The organism is Vibrio sp. B1REV9 (assembly GCF_905175395.2).
GTDB lineage: Bacteria > Pseudomonadota > Gammaproteobacteria > Enterobacterales > Vibrionaceae > Vibrio > Vibrio alfacsensis.
This window is the reverse complement of sequence record NZ_HG992746.1, coordinates 271,428-296,363: the sequence shown is the minus strand read 5'-3', so window position 1 is coordinate 296,363 and position 24,936 is coordinate 271,428. Positions and strand designations below refer to the sequence as shown.

Annotated in this window: 22 protein-coding genes and 1 tRNA gene; 13 read left to right on the top strand and 10 right to left on the bottom strand. The window is 41.6% G+C overall.

Features of this window, described 5'->3' with window-relative positions; translation table 11 throughout:
• Positions 1 to 36 precede the first annotated feature (36 nt).
• From KHN78_RS15515 to rnk, 4 genes are all read left to right on the top strand, one after another.
• Positions 37 to 660: an ATP-binding cassette domain-containing protein gene (locus tag KHN78_RS15515; protein ID WP_211916960.1), complete on the top strand. Its 624-nt coding sequence runs from the start codon at positions 37 to 39 to the stop codon at positions 658 to 660.
• A gap of 227 nt (positions 661 to 887) precedes the next feature.
• Positions 888 to 1,724, top strand: a complete 837-nt coding sequence (locus KHN78_RS15510; protein ID WP_211916958.1) for a helix-turn-helix domain-containing protein — start codon at positions 888 to 890, stop codon at positions 1,722 to 1,724.
• Positions 1,725 to 1,887: 163 nt separating this feature from the next.
• Positions 1,888 to 3,222 carry a sodium/glutamate symporter gene (locus KHN78_RS15505; protein ID WP_211916956.1) on the top strand — a complete coding sequence of 445 codons (1,335 nt, stop codon included), beginning with the start codon at positions 1,888 to 1,890 and terminating at the stop codon, positions 3,220 to 3,222.
• Positions 3,223 to 3,392: 170 nt separating this feature from the next.
• Positions 3,393 to 3,785 carry a nucleoside diphosphate kinase regulator gene (gene rnk, locus KHN78_RS15500; protein WP_211916954.1) on the top strand — a complete coding sequence of 131 codons (393 nt, stop codon included), beginning with the start codon at positions 3,393 to 3,395 and terminating at the stop codon, positions 3,783 to 3,785.
• Between the two features lie 190 nt (positions 3,786 to 3,975).
• On the opposite strand, the gene KHN78_RS15495 is transcribed toward rnk, so the two are convergent.
• Complete coding sequence (locus KHN78_RS15495; RefSeq protein ID WP_211918833.1) at positions 3,976 to 5,241, bottom strand: RidA family protein; 1,266 nt, start codon at positions 5,239 to 5,241, stop codon at positions 3,976 to 3,978.
• Between the two features lie 758 nt (positions 5,242 to 5,999).
• Between KHN78_RS15495 and rnb the strand changes: the two genes are divergently transcribed.
• Entirely contained in the window at positions 6,000 to 8,003 is a 2,004-nt protein-coding gene (gene rnb, locus KHN78_RS15490) for an exoribonuclease II (RefSeq protein ID WP_211916952.1), read from the top strand.
• Positions 8,004 to 8,071: 68 nt separating this feature from the next.
• Positions 8,072 to 8,869, top strand: a complete 798-nt coding sequence (locus tag KHN78_RS15485; RefSeq protein WP_211916950.1) for a helix-turn-helix transcriptional regulator — start codon at positions 8,072 to 8,074, stop codon at positions 8,867 to 8,869.
• 6 nt (positions 8,870 to 8,875) lie between these two features.
• Here KHN78_RS15485 and KHN78_RS15480 read toward each other — a convergent pair whose 3' ends face one another.
• Complete coding sequence (locus tag KHN78_RS15480) at positions 8,876 to 9,229, bottom strand: DUF3024 domain-containing protein (protein ID WP_211916948.1); 354 nt, start codon at positions 9,227 to 9,229, stop codon at positions 8,876 to 8,878.
• Positions 9,230 to 9,587: 358 nt separating this feature from the next.
• Here KHN78_RS15480 and KHN78_RS15475 point away from each other — a divergent pair, with 358 nt between their 5' ends.
• Positions 9,588 to 10,415, top strand: a complete 828-nt coding sequence (locus tag KHN78_RS15475) for a phosphate ABC transporter substrate-binding protein (protein WP_211916946.1) — start codon at positions 9,588 to 9,590, stop codon at positions 10,413 to 10,415.
• 57 nt (positions 10,416 to 10,472) lie between these two features.
• On the opposite strand, the gene KHN78_RS15470 is transcribed toward KHN78_RS15475, so the two are convergent.
• Positions 10,473 to 11,153 carry a MaoC family dehydratase gene (locus KHN78_RS15470; RefSeq protein ID WP_211916944.1) on the bottom strand — a complete coding sequence of 227 codons (681 nt, stop codon included), beginning with the start codon at positions 11,151 to 11,153 and terminating at the stop codon, positions 10,473 to 10,475.
• Positions 11,154 to 11,483: 330 nt separating this feature from the next.
• Between KHN78_RS15470 and KHN78_RS15465 the strand changes: the two genes are divergently transcribed.
• A tRNA-Ser gene (locus KHN78_RS15465) sits at positions 11,484 to 11,574 on the top strand.
• Positions 11,575 to 11,737: 163 nt separating this feature from the next.
• Here KHN78_RS15465 and KHN78_RS15460 read toward each other — a convergent pair.
• From KHN78_RS15460 to KHN78_RS15450, 3 genes are all read right to left on the bottom strand, one after another.
• Positions 11,738 to 12,457, bottom strand: a complete 720-nt coding sequence (locus tag KHN78_RS15460; RefSeq protein ID WP_211916942.1) for a hypothetical protein — start codon at positions 12,455 to 12,457, stop codon at positions 11,738 to 11,740.
• Positions 12,458 to 12,544: 87 nt separating this feature from the next.
• Positions 12,545 to 13,990, bottom strand: a complete 1,446-nt coding sequence (locus tag KHN78_RS15455) for an arylsulfatase (protein ID WP_211916940.1) — start codon at positions 13,988 to 13,990, stop codon at positions 12,545 to 12,547.
• Between the two features lie 19 nt (positions 13,991 to 14,009).
• The gene (locus tag KHN78_RS15450) at positions 14,010 to 15,275 is read right to left on the bottom strand and encodes an anaerobic sulfatase maturase (RefSeq protein ID WP_211916938.1); all 1,266 of its coding nucleotides are present in this window, start codon (positions 15,273 to 15,275) and stop codon (positions 14,010 to 14,012) included.
• Positions 15,276 to 15,440: 165 nt separating this feature from the next.
• Here KHN78_RS15450 and KHN78_RS15445 point away from each other — a divergent pair, with 165 nt between their 5' ends.
• The 4 genes from KHN78_RS15445 to KHN78_RS15430 all read left to right on the top strand — a co-directional run bounded on the left by KHN78_RS15445 (position 15,441) and on the right by KHN78_RS15430 (position 20,258).
• Positions 15,441 to 15,830 carry a DUF4345 domain-containing protein gene (locus KHN78_RS15445; RefSeq protein ID WP_211916936.1) on the top strand — a complete coding sequence of 130 codons (390 nt, stop codon included), beginning with the start codon at positions 15,441 to 15,443 and terminating at the stop codon, positions 15,828 to 15,830.
• Between the two features lie 49 nt (positions 15,831 to 15,879).
• Positions 15,880 to 17,412 carry a cytochrome ubiquinol oxidase subunit I gene (locus tag KHN78_RS15440; protein ID WP_211916934.1) on the top strand — a complete coding sequence of 511 codons (1,533 nt, stop codon included), beginning with the start codon at positions 15,880 to 15,882 and terminating at the stop codon, positions 17,410 to 17,412.
• Positions 17,413 to 17,646: 234 nt separating this feature from the next.
• On the top strand, positions 17,647 to 18,570 hold the full coding sequence (locus tag KHN78_RS15435; protein ID WP_211916932.1) for a LysR family transcriptional regulator: 924 nt from the start codon (positions 17,647 to 17,649) through the stop codon (positions 18,568 to 18,570).
• Between the two features lie 359 nt (positions 18,571 to 18,929).
• On the top strand, positions 18,930 to 20,258 hold the full coding sequence (locus tag KHN78_RS15430) for a serine hydrolase domain-containing protein (protein WP_223917810.1): 1,329 nt from the start codon (positions 18,930 to 18,932) through the stop codon (positions 20,256 to 20,258).
• A gap of 182 nt (positions 20,259 to 20,440) precedes the next feature.
• On the opposite strand, the gene KHN78_RS15425 is transcribed toward KHN78_RS15430, so the two are convergent.
• From KHN78_RS15425 to KHN78_RS15415, 3 genes are read right to left on the bottom strand one after another with little or no spacing between them, the layout of a single operon-like run.
• Entirely contained in the window at positions 20,441 to 21,436 is a 996-nt protein-coding gene (locus tag KHN78_RS15425) for a DUF2955 domain-containing protein (protein ID WP_128813060.1), read from the bottom strand.
• A complete protein-coding gene (locus KHN78_RS15420; protein WP_211916930.1) occupies positions 21,426 to 22,532 on the bottom strand; it encodes an HlyD family secretion protein in 1,107 nt (368 codons plus the stop codon). The genes KHN78_RS15425 and KHN78_RS15420 overlap by 11 nt, the downstream gene beginning before the upstream one ends.
• A gap of 28 nt (positions 22,533 to 22,560) precedes the next feature.
• Positions 22,561 to 23,046, bottom strand: a complete 486-nt coding sequence (locus tag KHN78_RS15415) for a permease (RefSeq protein WP_211916928.1) — start codon at positions 23,044 to 23,046, stop codon at positions 22,561 to 22,563.
• A gap of 142 nt (positions 23,047 to 23,188) precedes the next feature.
• Here KHN78_RS15415 and KHN78_RS15410 point away from each other — a divergent pair, with 142 nt between their 5' ends.
• Positions 23,189 to 23,854: a potassium channel family protein gene (locus tag KHN78_RS15410; protein WP_211916926.1), complete on the top strand. Its 666-nt coding sequence runs from the start codon at positions 23,189 to 23,191 to the stop codon at positions 23,852 to 23,854.
• Between the two features lie 84 nt (positions 23,855 to 23,938).
• Here the strand turns inward: KHN78_RS15410 and KHN78_RS15405 are convergent, their stop codons facing one another.
• On the bottom strand, positions 23,939 to 24,418 hold the full coding sequence (locus KHN78_RS15405; RefSeq protein ID WP_211918829.1) for a GNAT family N-acetyltransferase: 480 nt from the start codon (positions 24,416 to 24,418) through the stop codon (positions 23,939 to 23,941).
• Positions 24,419 to 24,936: the final 518 nt, after the last annotated feature.

Genomic DNA, 24,936 nt, shown 5'->3' with positions numbered 1-24,936 from the left:
TTAGGATATTAACATCCACATTCGAACCGATAACATATGATAAAAATTGAACAAGGTACCTATCGCTACCATAAGCATTCCGTATGTGTTCCTGATATCACGGTCAGACATGGAGAATGTATTGGTTTACGAGGAGTGAGTGGCAGCGGTAAGTCTACGATTGGGAAAATTCTCACCGGTCAACTCCCCTATCAAAAGCACAAATTGCATTTGCCCCGATTTCAAAGCGGTCAAGCAAATCCAGTGCAATGGGTTGGGCAACAATGCGAGTTTGCTTTCAATCCTCGCTGGACTATTGAACGCTCACTTAAAGAGGCCTATCGAGGCCACAACTATACCCACCTTATGGAGCAATTTGAGCTTGAATTTCACTGGCAGTTTCGAGTGCCACAAGCATTATCTGGCGGACAGTTGCAACGGTTTAACTTAGTGCGAGCGTTAACTCCGACGACCAAATTCCTTATTTGTGACGAAGCGACCGATCAACTCGACACAATTGCTCAGCAAACCATATGGCGAACGATTCAATCCGAAAGCAACAAAAGGCAACTTGGGTTACTCATTATCAGCCATCAAATCGCGTTGTTGAACGTAATTTGTGACCATGTTGTCGACATGCCAACGCAAGATGATTCAAATTTTTCGTTAACCAAATCATAAAGAGTAGGCTTACTAGAGCCCAAACCTGAAGATACGCATATAAACTTGCACGCATAACATTAAGATATACAATCAATATGCTTAGATAATGATCTTTCTTGACAATTTCTAAGAGATCTAACTAAAAGTAAGCGTATAATTATTAAAAATTCGAGCACGGACGCTTTTCTAATAGCCTAGCTTGCTACCATTTAGTGACAGTAAGTAAAAATAAGAGACAAGTAATCGTGGAATACAAATACATCGAATCTTTAAAACCTGTCAAACTTGAAGAGTTTTATGTTGAACATCATTACATTGTCAGCATTTCTTTTGCCAAAGGTGTGGTTTTTGTTAATGATAGAAAAATAATAATCGATGGTCCCTCTATTCTTATTGTTCCTCAATATAGTTGTGTGTCTTGCTCCATAACTCAAAAATCTTCATTTACTCCACTAAAAATAGAACTGCTCGTCATTACCGATGAAATGCTTGAAAGCTCTTTGCTTAAACTCCCGCACAAACGCAGTTATTTAAAAAACACCGTTGTTCATCATATCCCTACTCCGGTGGAAGTGGAGCATAACTTTAAATTAATCGAAGAGGTTTATTCCGCACTAAGTGAGAAATCGCTTCAAATCATGTTCTTAGAACAAACTTTATTTTTTATCCTGCTATCTCTTTGTGAATCAGGCGTTGATGTCCTTAATGTATTTCATTTCAACTATGAAGAAACGAAACGCGAAATGATTGCAAGAATGATAACAAAAGATCCACAAAAGAAATGGCAAATAGATGATGTCGCAAAAATGTTATTTACGTCACCCTCAACATTACGACGCCACTTACATAGAGAAAATGTTTCATTTAGCCAGTTATTGATCGATGTAAGAATGGGTCTTGCCTTAAATATGCTAACGTTCACATCGTATAGCGTAGCCCAAATTAGCCATCGCTGCGGATTTGGTAGCGCGGCCTATTTTTGCGATGCTTTTAAAAGAAAATATAACTTAACGCCGTCGCAATTTAGATCGCAATCCAAAGAATATAACGATTCATCCATCACTAATTTAAACAATAACTAGCATTTAAATTAGCGTCTAACAAATACCATTAATTTACACCATCCTATAAAGTTAACCTATATGACGCCTCATATGGGTTAGCTGCTTTCGCCTTTGATAAACCAGAATTAATCACTATTTCTATTTATCAATCATTATCTATAAAACATCTTTTGGAGGATTAATGCCGCAAGGATTAATGCTGACTGATCTAGCCATTGCAGGCTGCCTACTCATTGTTGCTAAACTGCTACGAGTTCACTTGTCTATTCTACAGCGAATTTATCTACCCTCAGCAGTACTTGCTGGAATATTAGGGTTAGTCGCGGGGCCTGCTGTGCTAAATATATTACCTTGGACAAATACATTTACATCAAACGCAGGTTTGCTTACCGCAGTACTGTTTTCCTCTCTTGGACTTGCAACTGATTTACCCTCTCCACAAACGGTTGCTAAAAGAGCAGGGTCACTCTGGGCGTTTAATCAAATCGCTTCCGTTTCACAATGGCTGTTTTCCGCTTTACTCGGGTTAATACTGACCACTCTATTTTGGCCTGAAATCAATCCTGCTATCGGTGTGACTTTATCCGCGGGTTTTATGGGAGGACATGGTTCAGCAACGGTTGTTGGAGATATTTTAACAAATTTAGGCTGGGAGGATGGTTTCACTCTTGGCCTAACGTTCGCTACTATTGGTATCTTTTTGTCGATCTCGGTCGGTATGCTTATTCTTCAATTTGCCCTAAGAATGGGTTGGGTTGATACATTTACAACCTTTGCAAGTATGGATCAGCATCAAAGGAAAGGATTGATATCACCGGAAAACCAACAAAGAGTCATGAAAGATACCATGTCTTCTTTATCCGTTGACTCCTTTGCCATTCATGCCGCATTGGTGATCGCCGTGACTACATTTTCCTACGTATCAGCCAATTATTTGTCATCGTTTTATGATCAAGTCCAGATCCCAACGTTTGTGACCGGCTTTCTTGGTGGTATGTTAGTCCGTATCGTGGCGAAACAAACAAAAGCCAATAAGTACTTATGTGATGGTGCTTTTAATCATGCATCAGGTATCAGTACGGATTACTTAATCATCTTTGGCATTTCAGCGATTAAAATTACGGTACTCGCGAATTACTTACTGCCTATGGTTATTCTTTCAATTGGCGGCGTCATATTCACTCTTTGGCTTGTGCTTTGGGTTGCTCCTCGCATCTTAGGTGACGGATGGTTCGAAAAAGGGCTATTTTCTTGGGGATGGTTAACTGGCACTGTCGCTATGGGCATCGCACTGTTAAGAATCGTGGACCCAAAAATGAAAAGTAAAGTACTTGATGACTATGCGATCGCCTACGTACCTGGATCCATTACCGACATCTTCATCATTTCGCTCATGCCAATAGCAATGTTTAATGGACTCTATATTGAGGCATTTTCAGTTGGCGTTATTTATATTCTCACCGTTCTATTTATATGGCGTTTTATATTCAACAATCTTCTCTTTGCAAAGAGTTAAGTGTCATATTAAAAGCCCCGTACTCGGGGCTTTGTTCATAAATAAATGCATTTTGTTTCAAATTTAGCATCAACACTTCAATTATCATACCTTGATCGTAGCAGATTCTACACAAAGCATATATACCAGTTCTTCAACTAGTAAATAAACGTTATGTTTGGGAAATTACCATGCCTAAATCAATCACCATCACTACTGTAGACTATCAACATATATCATCCCTACTCGATAATATGCCAACATTAACAGAAGATATGACGCAGTTAGAAGATGAAATCAATCGTGCAGAAATCGTTAGCCCACATGAGATAAAAAATAATATAGTGACCATGAACTCTACCGTATCGTTTAAATTTACTGATGAGGACGACGTTATAGAGAAGATTCTCGTCTACCCACATCAAGTGAATAGTAACCAACACATTTCTATTTTAGCCCCCATTGGGATGGCTCTATTGGGCTTAAAGATAGGTCAGTCGATAGATTGGGCTTTACCAAATGGTAAAAGGAAAACCATTCAAATTATCGATGTTATTTATCAACCGGAGACGAGCATTCCTTAAAAGTTCACCTTAATACAGCCCAAAACTCTCCCCTCAAAAACGTCCACGCCATAAAAACAGAAAAGCCATCACTCTGACAAAAAGAGTAATGGCTTCTTACTATAATCTCAAATCAGGATAATCTAAGCCGTGTAGACTTTCTTATCCCGAGTCGATATTAATATAGAAACGAGAGATCTGTTAATATAGACTAGCGTTGTGGTGGTGTACCTCCTGCATTTGACGCAATCGCATCAATTTGTACATCAGCCCCCATCGCGATTTCTGAAACTCCAATAACGGTTCTCGCAGGTAGCTCACCATTAAAAAACATCTTGTACACATCATCAATCGTTGCCAAATGCGCGATATCTTTTACTTGAATGTTCACCTTAACCAAATCGTCCATTTCATGGTTAATACTTTCCAAAATAGACTTAATATTATTCAAACACTTCTCAGCTTGCTCCTTTACTCCCCCATCAATCAATTGATTTGTCGTAGCATCAATTGGCAATTGTGCTGAGATATGATTGTAATGAGAGAATGCCACCGTTTGTGTAGAAAGTCCGTCCATCGGGGCATTTAGCGTGTTATTTGCCTTAATCACAATACCATGTCGGTCTTCCACTGCTTGCGGTGGCGTGCCATCACCATGTGAAACAACCGCATCAATTTGAATCGATGCGCCCATAGGTAAGGCTGAAGCAACCACTACGCTACGCGCGGGAACATAAGCAACCGTTCTTGCGATGGCTGAATCAGGGAAAAACGTACTGTATGTTTCATTTACGTCTTTCATATCGGCTAAATCTTTAAGATAGATTGTTATCTTAACAATATCATCAAAGGGAACATCTATACTTTCAAGAACAGATTTAATATTCGTCAAACATTGTGCTGTTTGCTGCTTGATGTCACCCGAAATAATATTTCCTGTAGATGGTTCAATTGGCAGTTGAGCAGAAATATTGTTGTAATGAGAAAACGCAACGGTTTGAGAAGAAATATGGCTCAGTGGTGCCTTTTCTGTATTACGAGATAGCTTGATTAAATCACATGGTTTTTGTGGAGTCGTCCCCTCACCGTTTGAGATCAGGGCATCCATTTGCACCAAAGCCCCCTCTAGAGGCAGAGCATGAATAGCAACTACGCTACGTGTTGGAACTAGCGTCGAAAAGAAAGTTGAATACACTTTATCTAAAACTTCGAGGTCAGCGATATTAGTAAGGAATACATTGATTTTAACCACATCATCCATTACATGATCGATACTTTCTACAATGCGCTTTATATTTAAAAGACATTGTTTGATCTGAGCCTCAATACAGCCATCGACGAGTAAACCAGTTTGAGCATCTATCGGGAGCTGAGCTGAAATATTGTTATAGTGTGAAAATGCAACGCTTTGTGTTGACTCTTGACTAATTGGTGCATTTTCCGTATTTCGAGAAAGTTTGACTATCGTGCTACCCATAGAATATTTACCTATATAGTTATTGAGATTTGACACTCTAATTAAAAAGCAGTCATTAAAAATAAACATAGCGAAAGAAGCTATATTCAAACCTTTTCCCTACCAAGGAAAATTACAATTTCACTATAATGTACATTCTGCTCAATTAAGCCAACCTCTAAAAATCTTAACTTTTAGCAATATATATTTATATGAAATTTACGAAAACAAATGATTAGGTCATATCGAATGGTATAATTTTAAATGGTAAGTATATAAGATTTTGCTTTGGCATTATGTCCCTTTGGTATAAGGACGTCATTACCATATAAGCTCAATTTATTAATGAATTATTCAAATTTCATAGGAATCACTGCCACTATAGATATCCAATTCACTATTTTTGATTTTATACGTTCTAACTCTCGAGGTGTGTTGGTCAGTGAGATTACAACGGGTCGTTTAAGAAACAGACTTTACTTTCATGAGTGACGGTAGCAAACAAATAGGGAAGCTTAAAACAAATATGGAAGCTTAAACTAACGCATTGACTTCTAGTTATCCGCCTCTTGATAGCCAAAATCAATACTGCATTCGGCATTGCTGCACTATACAATCCTCCCTATGCCAAGTAAAATGAGGGGGTAGCCACACTCTTTGTAAATTTGTTGCGATCGCTGAACGCTTTTCTACATTCTGCCTCTAGTTTGGAGATCGAATTTGGGGAGTTTTGTGGATAACAATAAATTCATTAGAAAACAACCAAATAGAAATTAAAGATGTTTCAAGATAACCCACTATTAGCTCAGCTTAAGCAACAAATTCAAGAAAACCTGCCTAAAAAAGAAGGTTCGATCAAAGCAACAGACAAAGGCTTTGGCTTTTTGGAAGTAGACAGCAAAACTAGCTTCTTCATTCCGCCTGTGTACATGAAAAAATGCATGCACGGAGATAAAGTGGTTGCCATTATCCGTACAGAAAAAGAACGCGAAGTTGCTGAACCTCAAGAACTACTAGAACAATCTATTACTCGCTTCATTGGTCGAGTAAAAATGTTCAAAGGCAAACTAAATGTTGCTCCTGACCATCCGCAGCTTAAAAAGCTCTCTTTAAAAGCAAAACTAAAGAAAGGCCTCAAACCTGACAATTTTGCTGAGGGTGATTGGGTTGTTGCACATCTTATTCGCCATCCATTAAAAGATGATAACGGATTCTTTGTTGAGATCTCTGAAAAAATCACCGACGCGAACGACAAAATCGCACCTTGGTGGGTGACACTTGCGCAAAATGATCTGCCTAATTCAGAGCCTGCGGGCATCGAGAACTGGGAACTGAAAGACGATGCAGATTTAGAACGCGTTGACATGACTCACGTACCTTTCGTGACTATCGATGGTGAATCAACCAAAGACATGGACGACGCGCTTTACGCGAAGAAAACAGAATCGGGTGACTTTGAGCTTACCATTGCGATTGCCGATCCAACCGCGTACATCACACCAGAAGATGAGATGGACAAAGTAGCACGCGAACGTGGATACACGATTTATCTGCCTGGCCGCAACATCCCTATGCTACCGCGTGACCTTGCCGATCACCTATGTTCCCTGATTGAAGGTGAAATTCGACCAGCTATTTGCTGCACCGTCACGGTGAGCAAAGACGGCGTCATTGGCGATGATATCAAATTCTTTGCGGCAAACATCAAATCACACGCGCGTCTTGCATACAATAACGTTTCAGATTGGCTCGAAAACGGTCATTGTGATGCGTGGCAACCAAGCGAAGAAATCGCAGTGATTGTTCGTGATCTATACGACTTCTCTCTTGCGCGCGCAGATTGGCGTGAGAAGAACGCGGTTGTATTCCCAGATCGCCCAGACTACCGTTTTGAACTAAGCGAAGACAACGATGTTGTAGCTATTCACGCGGACATGCGTCGTTGTGCAAACCGTCTGGTTGAAGAATCGATGATCACTGCTAACATCTGTGCAGGCCGCATCCTTCGTGACAATTTCGACACAGGCGTGTTTAACACTCATGCAGGCATCAAAGCAGAAAAACTTGAAGAAGTTGTAGAGCTCGTAACTCAATCGGGTGCAACTGACTTTACAGTTGAATCGATCTCTACATTAGAGGGTTTTGCAGCATTGCGTCGTTGGTTAGGCGAACAAGAAACGGCTTACCTAGACAACCGCATTCGCAAATTCCAAACGTACAGTGAAGTTGGAAATCAACCTCTACCTCACTACGCTATGGGCTTAGATATTTACGCGACCTGGACTTCGCCAATTCGTAAATACGGCGATATGATCAACCACCGTATGCTAAAAGCGGTCATTCTTGGCAAAGAGCCAATTCAAAAACCCGATGACCAAGTGGGTGAAGAACTTGCTCTACACCGTAAGCACCACAAAATTGCCGAACGAAACGTGTCTGATTGGCTATACGCTCGCACATTAGCCGAGGAACCAGCAAAGCAAACTTGTTTCACTGGTGAGATTTTTGATATTAATCGAGCGGGCGCACGTGTTCGACTTCTCGAAAATGGTGCTGCAGCCTTTATTCCGGGCAGCCTAATCCTTGATAATAAAGAAAGAATTGAGTGTAACGGCGACAACGGTACCATCTCTATCGATAAAGAAGTGGTATACAAACTGGGTGACACGCTGGAGATCGTTTTAACAGATGTGAACCAAGAAAACCGCAGTTTAGTTGCAAAGCCTACCGAGGTATTTGCTGATGTAGCAGCAACACAAACAGAAGAACCTGTTAGTGAATAATACCGATTAAGGTGAAAAGGCGCTCAAATGAGCGCCTTTTTTATACGTAATCAGAAATAAGAATAACTATGCTGAACATTGAGATCATTCACTTTAATCATTTCTCCGCTCGTAAAAGTGAGCGCTACCCATCCACTCATTACGGAATTTACGTGGTCGAAACTGGTGCACTCACCGTAAACCAACCTAACGGCGAACAGTTTGAACTAACATCTGGCGATTTCACGCTTTATAACTCATCCGATCTCAATAGCGCAGAAGCTCAACCTGGTCCATTCAAAGCGCTCGCCATCGTGTTTGATATCAATCTTTTTAGCCAATTTAAAGCAGCCCACCCCGATCTCGTACTCGAATCGACTGAGCGACGCTTCTATCCATTTTCAGCCTCTGAACATAGTCAAATTGCAGAGTTGAAAGATACGCTCATTGCACTTTCTGACAATCAAGACCCTCAATATGCTCAGGCACACATCGCACTCGCTTTACTGTCACTAATGGTAAGGGTAGAACCAAACATACTATCGATCATCAGTGATGCCTGCACTCTGACCGCTTCCCAAAAAGCAATACAATACATAGAAGCGAACATAGAAAAAGACATCACGTTGGAAAGTTTAGCGACGTACATGACCATGTCGATTGCGACACTAAAACGTAGGCTTGCTGCAGAAAACCTCTCTTTTTCCCACATACTAAAAGTGAAACGCATCAATCACGCCGCTACGCAACTTCGGGTTTCACCAAAATCCATTACACAAATTGCATTTGAATCCGGATTTAAGAGCGCTGCACATTTTAGTACTGCATTTAAATCCATCTATAGCATCACTCCAAAAGAATTTCGGAGTCAGATTAGCAAACAATAAAGCGCACTATTGCCAAAAACAGGCGTGTGGATCGCTTTCTAACTCATTTAAAAGCGTCTCTAGTGATGAGCTAAATGGAAGGGTTTTATAAGGTATCCAGTGAATTTCTTCACCAAACTCTGTGGGTACATAGAAGCACCAAATCTGCTTTTCTATATCAAATAAAATCTTAGCAATGGGAGATGTGTATTCACTGTGCTGGGAATCAAGAAGAAAATGAGCATGGAACAGCTCAACCCCTCCCTCAATAGGAGTGTATAAGCACTTCCCCTGCTCGATGGGTAAATTGACATTTCGTCTCGAACATAGCGATTCGACCAACTTGTGCAGACGGCTCATCGCCATTTGTGATACCGACATTTACCTACTCCTATACTGTTCTTAGTATATACCCAAGTCGCCTCAACGTGTGTATTTCCGCAAAAGCAGCTCAGCTACTGTACTACGTAAGCGATTTATAATTTATTGATATCAAACCACTAAAACCTAAAAGCATGTGAGACAATGCACTCAGCCTAACGATAAACAGATATGAATCTTATTACTCCCCAATAGAATACCATTCCATTTGTTGCCGAAAAGCTAACTGCGTCACCTCTTTACATTTGCTCATCGCTTGTTAGCGATACCAATTTCAAATCGCATTGCAAACATTCACAAAAGTGTAACTTGAACGAAATATGATGAGCGCTGCAAATTATCGTATATGGAGTTCAATATGTTACGCATTACTATGGCATCAATCTTAGCCATGGCCCTCACTCTTCCAGCCGCAGTAGCAAAAGAAGTCAATATCTCTGGCTCGACTTCCGTTGCACGTGTGATGGATGTATTGGCAGAAGAGTACAACAAGTCCCATCCTGATGATTATATTGCAGTACAAGGCATTGGCTCCAGTGCAGGTATCATGATGGTAAACAAAGGCATCGTCGAGTTAGGTATGAGCTCACGATATTTGACAGAGAGTGAAAAAGGTGAAGATTTGAACGTTTTCCCTATCGCTTTTGACGGTCTTGCCGTAGTGGTTAATCGTACAAATACGGTAACAAACTTAACAGAGCAACAGCTATACGATATTTATAAAGGCAAAGTCACTAACTGGAAACAAGTTGGGGGGAATGAGCAGCCTATCGCCGTTGTGACTCGAGAAGCCTCTTCGGGCTCACGCTACAGTTTTGAAAGCTTGCTTGGTCTGACTACCATTATTAATGATCGATTAGTTTCTGACATTAACCCGAACAATCTAGTGGTGAATAGCAACAGTATGGTGAAAACCATCGTAAACCATAACCCTCACGCGATAGGCTTTATATCTGTAGGTTCCGTAGATCGATCAGTGAAAGCCGTTCAGTTTGAGGGCACAGAGCCATCTGCTAATAATATCGCAAACCACAAATACAAATTAGCAAGGCCTTTCTTAATTATATATAAAGTTGATGGGCTTGATGCAGCAGGCAAAGGCTTCGTTCAATTCCTGAAATCGGAAAGCGGTCAAAAAGCCATTGCTGATTATGGTTACACTCCAGCCAAAAATTTTAACCAGTAAATTCAACACATAAAAAAGAGAGCCTAATCTGGCTCTCTTTTTCATCGAAACTTTTACTTAAAAGTGTAATTGAATCACTGATACGACCACCGCACCTGGGCGACGAATGCCTTCAATTTCCACTTTGATTTCACGCTCAATCTCCAACCCTTTCTTAATTGGAGTAATTTTAGTTAACGTACTTGATGCACGAACGTTGTTACCCGCTTTTACTGGGTATGGAAAACGCACTTGGTTCAAACCTAAGTTCACTACAAGCTTAGCCGTTGGGAACATTGGCTTTTCTGCGTCAACTGAATCTGTCAATTTAGGTAACAATGCTAGCGTCAGGAAGCCATGCGCAATCGTTGTTTTAAATGGGGATTCTGTCGCCGCTCGCTCAGGATCAGTATGGATCCACTGCATATCTTCCGTAACGGCACCAAACTGGTTGATACGATCTTGAGATACATGAACCCACTCACCTACGTGAATGACTTCACCAATTTTTTCGTTTAACTCATCAAAAAGCACTTGAGCTTCTGGCTTTAAGACGATTGGTTCAGGCTGTGGGATCACTTCTTCATTAACAGCTGGCTGTTGGTGATCGCGCACTTTAGAGAACAAAAAGCTGCCTTGAGCTTTACCTAGAAAATCACTCCAATAGTCGCGTAACGTTGGAGACATCCAATTCATAAACTCTGATTGATGTGTTGAGATCGCACCAACTTTGTCTTTAAATAGATTCGTGACTTTCATATGTACCCTTAAATGAATTAAGCACAACTGGCTATACCAGTTAATTTTGAATCAGTTCACACTATGTTGCAAATACTTTCGGGCGTACATGTGTACCCCCAAACAGCTTAAATCCTTTAATTTCAATGATATAAAAATAAAACACCATTTTATTAACTATGTACAATATAAAGCAAAAACTCTATAAATTGAGACGTTCAGCATATTTTCTTCGGTACTTTTAGTATCGCAAGTAAGTGCAACTTGCACATAAAACAAGCGAACGAAACTTTTTGTGCAAATCAGTACTTTACAACGAGCCGAACACCCCCTAATATACGCCGCAACAACGGAGAGATGGCTGAGTGGTTGAAAGCACCGGTCTTGAAAACCGGCGTACGTTAATAGCGTACCTAGGGTTCAAATCCCTATCTCTCCGCCACTTATTCTTAGAAAAAACTGGCTTCTGGCGTGTACTACACACGTATTGCCACCCCTGTTTTTCTACAAAACTCCCATGACTATCCAAAGGAAGTTCGCTTCTCTTTGCCCACTTAGTTAGAGGTGACATAATCACCTCATACGTTAACTGGTGACACTATGATTTATTTAAAACGATAGTAGAAGCCAAGTATTACATCGTAGCTCGCTTCATTTTCCATATCTTTAAGCATCAGATACGGCTCTAGGCCAGATTCGCCCATGTATCCCACATAAAACTCGTGGCTGACAAGATAGCTGTCTGACACCAAATGACCCGCTTTCACCACATCTCTAGTGATATCGTTTTGAGCGTAGTTTAGACCTGTGCGGTACACTAGGTTGAGGTTCTTAATAGGTTGGTAGACAAACTTCGCACGTGCACGGTACATGCCGATAATGGTTTCGTTAACCACATCTTGCGTTGCCATTAAATCAAAGGTGGTCATAAAGTTTGGTAAAACAAGATAGTTAAGCGTTGCACCACCCCAAATTGCGCCGGCTTCTGTCTTAAAATCATCAGAAAGACCTAATTGCTTGGCAATAACCGCATACTTATCACCCATAGATTCATACGCTAAACCGAAGTCAAACTCTGCGCTCATTTTCTCAGACAAAGGCATACGATACTTACCGTAAGCCGTTGCTAGATTGTACTCTAACCCTGCGGTCTCTTTGTTGCCTTCAACACTAAAGATACCAGCGACAGAATCCGTCATCTTCACTTCGGTCTCTAATTTGTAAATGTCTCGGTTAACGCCACTTTCAAGTCGAATGTAATCCGCCGCTGCCGCTTGAAAAGAAAGTCCTAGTGCTGCGCACATCAAGGTTTTTGTTAGTTTCATCTGCTTTATTCTTAATATTTGAATGTCATTATGGGCATGACCGCTATCCACTAGCGGTCATGGAAGTTAAAAAGGTGGTCAGCTTCGTTACTTCTTGGCGTTGTAACCTTTGAAGTCAGCCCCAGTTGGGATGTTCGGGAACTGGTGCATTGAGCGAGCAGTTTCAGCGATGATCTTGCCAATAGGCTGTACCAACCATGAGTGTTGGTAACCCTCGTTGGCCCAGATCTCGTATTGTTCACCCGGATCACGCTCAAGATCGTAAATCAAAGGAAAAGTAAGCGTTTCAAATCGGCCGTGGGTCTCATAAGCAACTTTGAAATGCATCTTGTAGTTGTTCCATTTCACCGCAAACAGCTCATCGTTTACGTACGTCAGCACATAGTTGCGGTTAGATGTATCGCTGTTACCTAAAATGAAGTCACTCTGGTCAATCGAGTCGATAGGACGATCGGTTGGAATTTTGTCTTCATTACCTGTCAAATGCGCTAGAGTGCTGAACCAGTCCAGATCAGACATGATTTCGTCGGTCACTTGTCCTGCTTGCACTTTATCTCCGTAACGTACCATTGCAGGTGTACGCATGCCCCCTTCAAAAGCGGTACTTAAACCACCTCGCCATGGGCCATTACTACCTAAAGGCTCTTCACCTGGTTTTAAGATGTTGCCTTCAACAATGTTGCCTGAGCCGTTGTCGCCAGCAATGATGACGATGGTGTTATCAAGCTGCCCGCTTTGTTTCAGCGCAGCCATCAATCGGCCAATATTATGATCAAGCTCTAACTGAGTATCGGCATAAGTACCGAGTTTCGACTTACCTTTAAACTCATCAGAAACGGTGTAAGGAGAGTGGAAAGTGGTAAAGCCAACATAGGTATAAAAAGGTTTGTCTTGGCTGACACTTTGCTTGATGAACTCAATAGTTTTATCCACCAGCTCTGCATCCATTCCCTTTTTGGTATCGAGATTGAACTCTTTCACTTTCTCAGGCTTGCCACCTTTCTCGCCCTGCCAAATGTAAGGAATCTCAGCTACGCTAGAGTCAAAGTCTTTGCTGTTTGTATAGCCAGCTTCATCCGAGCCACCTCGATAGCCATACCAATCGTCATAACCTTGATCGATTGGCAAGCGGCCGTCGACAGAACCGATGTGCCATTTACCATACAAAGCCGTTTTGTAACCATCGTCACTGAGCATTTCTGCAATGGTGTATTCCCAAGGCGCGAGACCATCAGCCGCACCTTTTAGAATTGGCACCTTGTACGTGCCAGAACGAATCGGTAGGCGACCTGTGTGCATGGCAGCGCGGCTAGGGGTACATTGGTTTTGAACGTTGTAGTTAAGGAAACGGATTCCCTCTTCTGCCACTTTATCAATCTCTGGTGTTGGGATTTGACCGCCTTGGCTAGAGATATCGCCCCAGCCCCAGTTATCTACCATTAAGAACAGTACGTTTGGCTTCTCAGCAGCTTGGGCGGAATGAGCGACACCGAGCGCCCCCGCAACCGAGAGCGCGACTAATTTTTTACGCATAGAGTTCTACCTTTCTAATTTAAGATTTGTTTGTTTTGAATTGACCGTGTTTCACTGGAAGTGAGTTAACTCGCAGAAGATGGGCAAGTTTTTCATCAATGTGACGGAAAAAGTCATACCATCCTTCACATAAGTAGTTGTGACCGCTCTCGCCTGAAGATGACGAAATAATGCGATTTTTTGGGCACTCACCAAAGCATGCAAATTGATAAGGGCATGCTCGGCATTGAGCGGTTAACGACTTACTTTTGGCATAGCCAAAGGCTTGCTGATCAGCACTAAACGCCATCTTATCAAGTGAAGATTGATGGATGTTTCCTGCCAAATAGTCGGGATAGACAAAGTGGTCACAGCGATACACATCACCGTTAGGTTCTATCGCTAAACCTTTGCCACACAGTTCGCCTAAAGTGCAAAGTGGGTTTGGTTCTCCCATCCACGTAGCAAAGAAGGCTTCAAAATATTGCACATAGACGCGGCCAACATCGTGCTGATACCACTCGTCAAATACTGCTTTTAGGAACTCACCCCAATCTTTCGCTTCAACAGACCAATGCTCGACAATGGAATCTGGGTGAGAGGGCGACAAGCGAGGCTCCCCTTGAACACAATGACTTGACTGCGGTGAATGTGTACGAAAGGTTTTTGGCTCAACGATTGGGATAAACTGAATCATTGGCGATTGCACAACATCACGCAGAAAACGGTACACCTCCAACGGCGATTGACTCGTCAGGCGATTCACGCAAGTTAAAGTGCAAAATGGAACTTGATGTTGTTTGAGTAGCTCAATCGCTCGCATGACTTGCTGCCAAGTTCCTCGTCCTGCGCGATTGGTACGATAGGTATTGTGTAGCATCTCGTCACCATCAATACTGATACCAACAAGAAACTGATGTTTTGCTAAGAATCGACACCACTCATCATTGAGTAACGTGCCGTTAGTTTGTAAATCGTTGAGTACTTCTACACCATCAGGACAATATTTTTTCTGCAATCTGACGATGTTGCGAAAGTAATCTAATCCCAACATGGTTGGCTCACCACCCTGCCATGAAAAATTAACTTGGGGTGCATTGTGAGCAGCAAAATACTGCTTAATGTAGGCCTCTAGGCTCGCTTCGTCCATTTGATCGCAAGCACCTGGGCGGCTGGCTAAGAGATCTTCTTTGCTGAGATAATAGCAGTATTGGCAATCGAGATTGCACTTTGCCCCAATAGGCTTTGCCATGACATGCATGGTCTTTTTCACTTTTTGATTAAAACACTGAGAAGTTAAAAGCATATTTTCGCCTTAGCTATATTTCAACAGCCCAATCTATTTCTTGAAGCCAGAAGTACGGATAGGTATATCTTGGCGAAAATAATGGTTATACATAAGGAAAAACTGATTTTCCTCTCAGGCAAATTAGCCCTGTTAATATTCCAATAAATTCATTGGAGTATGTTTATGAATAAAACTCTCTTAATCGCAGGAATAGTCGTTTCCTATGTAGGAATGGGAATGCTGGCCTCCCCCTTTGAGTTCTTTGACTTTAATTCAGCCGTCACTTTCACCTACTCAGTAGACAAAGCGAGTGAGTTTAGAGGAGTAGGCGCGTTCATCTTGCTCTGCGGCCTGTTTATCACCTCTGGTGCGGTCATGAACAAGCAGTTAAACAATATATACATATTGTCGTTAGCAATTTACTTCAGCTTTTCTTTGGGTCGAATAACAAGCTTTATTGTGGATGGTATTCCAAATCAAACTATCTCTCTGATATTAGGCGTTGAAATAATTTTATTTATTGCCTGCCTAATTAGCTTTTATAAACACCGAAAAAACAACAAACCTATTTAATTTTTCGAATTAAATTAAATACTCTTAATTATCTCTGTAGGTATTAAAGATGGACTATATCGATCTTGTCGATAATGCTCGTTTAGAGTTTGCATTTAGTATGACATCCCACCACGTGTGGGTGCCTATTTATCTAGGTGCCGCTTTAGTCGCAGCAATCCTCGAAACACTCTATGTAACAACAGGTCGTATCGACTACAAAACATCCGCAATGTACATCAGCAAAATGCTGTTACCGACTTTTATTGTGATCATATTTTTAGGCATTGCGACACCACCGTTTTCTGATGATTGGACGGTATGGTGGAGTTACGTCAAAGTGCTCGATCCTGAAGATCTCACTGGCCGTATTCCATCAACCTTGATCGTTGTCACTCTGATCGCGTTTATCACCAGCCAAGCAGGATGGAAGCGACTGCCGCCTAAAATACATGTGGTCGCGACTTGGATCTTACCTCTGATGCCTGCGATTGCGGAATCTTCTGCTATTGCAGTCAATGGTTGGATGCATGCGCCTCACACCACATCATCATTCGATTTAGATACTTTGATGTATGTTCGTGACAGCTTCTCTGCTTACTTCTTCCAGCCAATGACAGCACTACGTTTTGCCCATAACTTTGCCGCCACCTACATTGTCGGTATTGCTGCTGTGTTAAGCATGAGCTGCTACTTTTTGCTACGTAAAAAGCATGCGTTCTTCGTACAAAAGACGGTACTTATTGCTTCGGTCAGCGGTCTACTGCTATCTCTATTTTTGGCGGTCGCTGGCGATGAACAAGGCAGAGCGGTGGCAGAAACTCAGCCGATGAAACTGGCTCAGCTTGAAGCCCTATGGGAAACAGATGCAGACCCACACTTGGTGCTGTTTGCGATTCCTGATATGGAAGAGATGACCAACAAGTATGAGATTTCCGTACCCTACATTCTTGGCTTTCTATTAGGTAGTGATGAAGAGAACCCGATTAAAGGCATCAAACAGCTACTCAACGAGAACGAGCAACGTGTACGTAACGGTATGATTGCCTACCAAGCCATGCAGGAATACCAGCAAGACCGCTCTAACCAAGAAGCGGAGCAACGTCTGCTTGCGCACCATAAAGATCTTGGCTTTGCTTACCTGCTAGGCAAATACACCGACGACATTTTGTCTGCAACCGATGCGGATATAAAAAATGCCGCCAAAGACACCATGACAAACGTCACTTTCTTATTCTTTAGCTTCCGCATTATGGTTGGCTTAGGGATTCTGCTGACAGGCGTGTTTGCTTACTGGTCTGTGAAGAGTTACAAAAACTCGCTTGATACCGCTTCACCTTGGATGGTTAAGTTTTCTATGCTTGCACTTCCAATGGCATTGGTGGCGTATTTGGTCGGTTGGGCACTGTCAGAAGTGGGCCGTCAGCCTTGGATCATTTACGAAGTTCTTCCAACCTTTACTGGTGGGGGTAACTACCAAAACGGGCAGTCGGCTGGCTTCCCTATCGGTACGCTTGTCATGATCACGACGGTGCTGTTCTCTAGCCTTAGTCTCTATATCGCGTGGCTGATTCGCCGCGGCCCTCAACTCACGGACAAGTAAGGATTCGTTATGATTTGGTACATCGCATTCTATGCAACGCTCATTCTCTCTGTCGTGCTGATCGCCAAAATGGATAAACGCCAGAAAGACGCAAATTAATCATAAAATAAGGCCAAGCTTACATCTCGTAGCTTGGCCTTATTTCATCAAGACAGCATATATTGATATACGATAAGCTCTGGCACAAAAGATAGCAGTACAATACCCGCCATCAATTTCACTTCTTGAAACACCATGCTAAGTACCAATTTTGATCTAAACCTGATTCGAGTCTTTCTTACTATCGCAGAAACTCAAAACATCAGTACGGCGGCGAAGCGACTAGGAAAAACGCCAAGCGCCCTATCAAAAAGCTTACAAAAACTACGTGATGAAACGGGCGATCAGTTGTTTATCCGTAAATCGTCAGGCCTCTCACCAACGCCTTATGCCATCATGCTAGAGCGAAAACTCAAAGCGGTAAGAAGTGATATTCAAATGGCTTTTGCCAACGAGAAGTTTGACCCTAAAGAGTTTCAGGGTGAGATAGTGATTGCGATTAATGCGGCTCTACAAGACATTTTTCAACCGCACTTAATGCAAATGTTGGCCAAAGACGCCCCTAGAGCCACCTTCAGTTTCATTAATCGCCAAGCATCCACTTACCAAGATTTGCTTGCTGAAAAAGTGCACGTTGCCGTTGGGTTTTGGAGTGACCTTTGCTCAAAAGAGATCAAACAAAAAGTGATTGGAGAAAACCAATTCTCTCTATATGCAAGGAAAGACCACCCTGCAACGAACCTTGAAGAAGCATTGCAATCACCACTAGCCATCTTACGTGTTAATGGCTGGAATTCGGAGTACATTAACTTCTCTCAACATTTAATGCGTGAAGGAATTGTGCACCGTATTCAATTTAAGTTTGAAGACCTTAATGCTTTCTTAAGCTGCATAGAAAATACCGATTGTGTCACTCCACTTCCCTACTTTCCAAAACTAGACGGTTTTAAGCACTTCGCTCTTGATAAGTTCGAATGCAACATCAAACTCGTGGCTTGTCACCCATCAAGTCACCGTGATGCAGCTCTCAACCAGTGGTTAGTAAAAACCATAGAGCAAGCGTACCAACAAACAAAACCTCTAAAAGACTATCATTACCACTGCTTCCCCAACCGATAGAAGATATTTTCCTCCAAACACCCCACCAAGAATTGCATCGAATACGATTTGTCGCAATGTACGTCACAACGCGTTTATAAGAAAAGAATCAATAAAGTTATCATGGACGTTTTTGGGTGTGATTGAGATACGACTTAATGCGCTTATGCAGGCTAACTTGTTAGCTATTATTCTCTTTTATAAACGATTCCTATGCTATTGCTTATAATGTATAAGATAAAGGTCACTGCATGCAGGTCGATTCTTTATGATTATCTATTATACCGTTAGATAAAGAGCATTAAGCATCTCTATTCCTGGTGAGGGCATCAAAAGTGCCGCAGGAGGATATGCCCCAAATTGGAAAGGAGGATTCATTAATGTCGTCTTCAACTACTAAAGCTGCAGCCACCCTCGCAGCATTCGCCGCCACTTTTTCGCCATTCATCTCAGCGAGTGGGGAGGGAGCGTCTGTTCTGAGCGCTAGCGAATCCAACCCTATCAAGCTTGGTTGGATGCAGGGATTTCCAGTCCCTGATGATAAGCTCATCATGCAGCCAGAGTCGGACTTTTTCAGTTTTCCAAAGATGCGCTGGACCGTTTGCCATATTCGTGAATTGATGCCGACGAAAGAAGTCAGTAGAGGAATAGGCGCGCCGGTTCCAATGACCTATGCACTGGATAGCGCTATCGATGAGGTGAAGTTCAAACCGTTAGGTAGCGAAAAAACAATGAGTTGGAAAGATTCGTTATCGGCGAATTACACCGATGGTATGCTCATTCTTCACAAGGGTAAGATTGTATACGAGACCTATTCTGGCTGTCTTAACGATATGGGAAAGCACGCCGCGATGTCGATGACCAAATCCCTCACCGGCCTGCTTGCTGAAATTCTTGTTGTCGAAGGAAAACTGGATCCTAATGCGAAAGTCGAGACCATTGTCCCAGAACTCAAAGGCAGCGCGTTTGCTAGCGCCACGGTGAGGCAAGTCATGGATATGACTACTTCACTAAAGTACAGTGAAAACTATGCTGATCCAAACGCAGATATCTGGGTTTATTCAAAGGCCGCGAGTCCGTTGCCAAAAGCAAAAGATTATGATGGCCCTAACGGTTATTTCGAGTATCTACAAACGGTTAAAAAGGACTCTATTAGTCATGGTGAGGCTTTCGGCTACAAAACCGTTAATTCGGATACATTAGGTTGGATCATATCCAAAGTCACCGGAAAGGATATGGCGACCTTACTGTCGGAGCGGATCTGGTTGAAAATGGGTGCAGAGCAAGATGGGTATATGACGGTGGATGCCAAGGGTGTTCCTTTCGCGGGTGGCGGCCTTAGCGCTGGTCTACGTGACCTAGGGCGAATTGGTCTATTGATGTTGAATGGTGGGGAAATCAATGGCCAACAGTTGTTCCCAAAAAAGGTGGTAACAAACATACAGGCAGGTGGAGATAAAAAAGCATTTGAAAAGGCTGGATACAAAACACTTGAAGGTGGCAGTTATCGCAGCATGTGGTGGGTTATGCACAACGATCATGGTGCTTTTGCGGCTCGCGGTGTTCATGGGCAGACTATATATGTTGATCCGACCGCTGAAATGGTTATTGTTCGCTTCTCATCTTTTCCTTCGGCCTCGAACTCAAAGATAGATCCAACGTCATTGCCAGCGTATCAAGCGGTTGCCAGTTATCTTATGAAGAAGTAACGGATAGATCGTAATAGAAGTACAACGTTCACAACCACAATCCTTGTTTGTGCGTTAGATCACGAAAAAAGAGGCTGACGATTCAGGCCTCTTAAATTCGTACACAAAGTGTAATTACTTTGATCGAGTTACCCCATAATAAAAACCAAGCAGACTTATGCCTAAGCTTGGTTTTCCTAATATTAATTTCTAGGTTTCGGGTATAAGATAATCAAACTCATGATCCCTATTAAGACTGCCGCAAAGACCGAGGTAAAACGAACTAAATCATCAGAGATAGCGTTTATACTGGTTGAAGTAATGCCATAGAAAACTAAAACGACATAGCTAGAATACAATAACTGAATCGAATTATAGCTCGCTTTCTTCTTGACAGCATGGATTCCCATAAACAAAGAACTCACAATTGCCACTCCTAGAGTTCCTACAAGATTAGCTTGTAATACACTCATGATTAGAGGAGGAATTGCAAATAGAACACTTGCATAGGTGGTCAGTAATCTTCTTAAACCGTAATCTTTTCCTATACTCGGGTCGGGATCTTTAACGATTAGCGCGACAATGATGGTGATGATGGTACTTTGCTCCAAATTTAGTTGAATCGTACACACCATCATTATCATCACAATGATAGTTTTAAGCATAGTTTGCCAATCTAACAAGTATTGTGTCGTCGATGCTATAGGTGTCGCACTCGCCGCTGCAAGTGGGTCACCACCAGGGAACAAGAAATATGCCAAGTACGCAGTGAAACCAGCAATAAAAATATTGGTAAGCAGCGCCATGGGAATTTGTTCAACGCTAATACCTTTTTGTTGCGTAAAAACGGCAATCATCGCTGTAGAGACGATAAGTAAGATTGCTAGCACATCTTGAGAATTCTTCTTCGTGCGCTCCATGCACCAATAAAAGATACCAAACAAAAACAGATAATATACATGCAGGTAATCAACGAGAAGTTCACTCATCACCGCCTGAAACCAAGCGGTAACGAAAAGTATCCCCCCCATCAAAAATACCATTATTAGAGGAGGAGGCTCATGAGTAGTGGTAAGGAAGACTGCACACATAGCCGGAGCTAGTAAAGGCAAATCTGTTCCAAATACGTATTGCCAAAATAGTAATAGTACTGGGAATACCGCAACTCTGATAATAGGGTTAGCGGCACTACGATACATAACTAATGTAACTCCATGCCCAAACCCAAATATCTAGAAGTCTTTCACCAAGGTAACTTTCATCTGGATAAAAACCAACGACAGCACGTCCACCATATCTTAAGTCAAGATTCGCTGGTAATTGCTCAAACTCAATATTAACGGGAAAGCGTTGTGCTTTTGAGCTGCTTGTTGGTGAGTTCATTAATCCGTTGCTAGCATCCTCTGAAAGACTACCATTTCCACTGCTTCCCCAACCGATAGAAGATATTTTTCCTTCAAACACTTCACCAGGAATTGCATCGAATACAATTTTAACTTTATCACCAGATTTCAAATAGCTAAGGGAGTTTTCCCTTACCATGGCGGTAAGCCATAAGGTTTTGTTGCTAATGAAAGTGAGTAAAGGTTGTCCTGTAGTTGCGTAATCACCAACCGCTACATTCATATTCGTGATCACACCATCTGCAGGCGCAATAATTTTCGTGTAGTTGAGGTTAAGCAACGCCTTCTCTTGTTTGTTCAGCGCGGATTGAATTTCAGGGTTAGCGATATCTCGAGGCCCGAACTCCTGTTTGGCTTTATCTAATGCAGAAGATGCTTGAGCTAAGCCTGCTTGTGCCGTCTCCAGTTCTGCTATGAAATTATCCATAGTAGCCTGACTTATCGTTCCTCTTTTCGCCAACACGCGATTACGTTCAACATTCTTCTTGGCATTGTTGACTTTAACACGAGCTGCAACTTCGTTGGCTTTTGCTACATTAATAGCAGCTGAGTCAGCTTCATAAGATTGTGCGGCTTGTTGAAGATCAAACTTTGCCGCTTTGACTGCTAAATCAAATGGGTGTGGGTCTATCGTGACAAGTGGGTCTCCTGCCTTAACTAAGCTATTGTTAACGACATGAACTTCTGAAAGCGGACCAGAGACTTCGGGGCTAATACGGATTAATTGCCCATTCACACGTGCTTCATCAGTCATTGGCGTCATTCTGTCTGCCCACAATGTGTATAACCACAGAGCTGCGACTAAAGCAAATGTGTAGTAAGTAAATGAGCGAGCTTGGTTTATTTTTTTATCGTTTTGTCCAGAACTCGTTTCGCTTTTGTTTTCTGACATTTTATTTTCCTATCCGCTCTTACTGAAATTAATCCAGTAAATTGATCTTTTTATAGATGATACTTTTCTTAGTTCTTACTTCTACTGCAATTGTAATGATAAAAGCAAACATGCCTACAAGCACAACTGCAGTAGATGATGAAACTAAGACCTCTCCAACGAATTTAGTCCAGATAACAGCAAGAGCAACAAACCAACCAAACAATGCAGCAGATTGTTTTAACGCAATTGGTAGAAGATGAGTCCAAAATCCAGTTTGTAGTTGATTGATATTCTTTGGGTGAGAGCGCTTTAGTTTACTAATGAATAATTTTGACGTGATCAACGATAGAATAATACCTAAGCCAAATGTCAGCGAGATGGCTTGTCCCCACACGGTGACTTCAGAGTTAGTGATCATGTTAAGTGACATAGGAACAGTTTCCATTCCTTGAAAATGAAAGCTAGCGATATAAGCATTTATCACGCCGTTAATCGCACCACCAATCAATGAATCTTTTACTTTTATGTCCACGTTTATACCTTACGTTCAGGATTAACGAAAATGTGCTTAAGTATAGCTAAACCATTGTAATAAGTGATTATTGAGAAATATGATTTCGAACATATTTTTAAACTATACAAGTATATAATGAAAAAGTAAAAGAGATCGGATTATGATGTTAAAAAAAATCAGTACGAAAAATAATTTTGTCTATTTGACGTTGGCATTAGTCATGTTGCTAATTTCAGCCTCCTTGGTTCAGTTATTACGAGATAACGCAGTAGTTTACGTTATGCAAGGAGTTATCATTTTTATATTTATTCTTTGCTTTTTTAGTTTGCATTTTGACCGTAAATGGACTCACTTTTTAAGGGGACTAACCTTAATATGGCTTATTACTATTGTGGTTCAACATGCTCTTCATATAGAAAAAATGAGCATATTAACGCTCATTCTTACCTTTATTTTCTTTTACGGTACTTTCCAATCATTAGTAAGGCAGATACTATTCTCAGGTAAAATCGACAATAATAAACTTATTGGTTCGGTAGCGTTGTTTATATTACTTGGATTAATGTGGACCGTAGCATACCTAATAGTGTTAGAAATAGATCCTAATGCATTCCATGGCTTAGTAGCGGCGAAATGGGAAGATAATTTCTCTAATAGTGCCTACTTTAGCTTTGTAACCTTAACTACTTTGGGTTATGGAGATATAAGTCCTGTAACTCCAATTGCGAAAACACTAGTATATTTAGAATCGGTTGCCGGTGTTTTTTATATGGCAGTCGTAGTATCTAGCTTAGTCAGTTCAAATATCGAACGTAAAAATCATTAGCTATGGTTAACAACATTCCTAGGGGAAAAACAGGAGTGAATTTCAACGATTGATCACTTCACTCAAGCCTTTCAGATTCAATTGTTAATCATTTCCCTTATCATCATGACCAAATCGTTGCCTTGTCACGAGTCCCCACTTTTTGTCTTCGTACTTATCTTCAACAAAGTGGTTTGATGTATAATCGCCTACCACCTCTCTCCAAAAGTTAATGGCATGGTCAGCGCCTGCGACCTGTTTAATTTCCCATGACCCGCCTAGCTTTTCGAACAGATTTGTGATGAATCGCTTACCAACTTTATTTTTACGAAAATATGGCACGACGTAAAAATCACAAATTTCGTATTCTTTGAGGGATTTATCTTCTATCGCTGTAAGGGCTGCAGGTACATCATCGATATATAGTAAGTAGCCTGTCACGTTACCCTCTAGCTTAGGGTAGATTTCAAACACGCCGTTCTTATCAGGCATATCGTCAATAATTCTAGAAAACTCTGCCGCATATCCTTGATAGAGATTGGCATACACATGCGTATTACTGTCATCGACTTTCACAATTTTCATCATGGTTTCTCGTTAGTTGGTTGAACAACGTTTTAATCTTAACATTCTTATATCCTATACCCCACAGCAACACTAGCAAGACCGTTTTTATCCGTTCAAAAACAGACCTCCTTGCAATCTTTGGTCAATCCGACATACTGATTACTAATCGTACTTGCTAAGGAGGCTTCATGAATAGTATGTATCTATGGATTGGAATTGCGATTGCGCCTGTTCTGTTTAGCATCATCATTCTTTGCTACGTTAAGCGAGGTGTGTTTGATAAACGCTAGTGTTTGTTAATACGCCATCCAATGTGTTTCAAAAGCGCTGAGCGTCAGTTCTATCGTGCTCTTCGTTAGCTGTATGAATGACCTATCGACATTCCCTCAAAGCACGCCATGTGCCTATTCTCATTTTTAGTTATAAGGGTGTTATACGTTCGAAATTATAGACAATTAAATTTTTCCGTCACGACAAGCAGTGTTAATTGAGTAAATATCCTCGATCACTACACTACGCCCTCCCCCTATACCGAT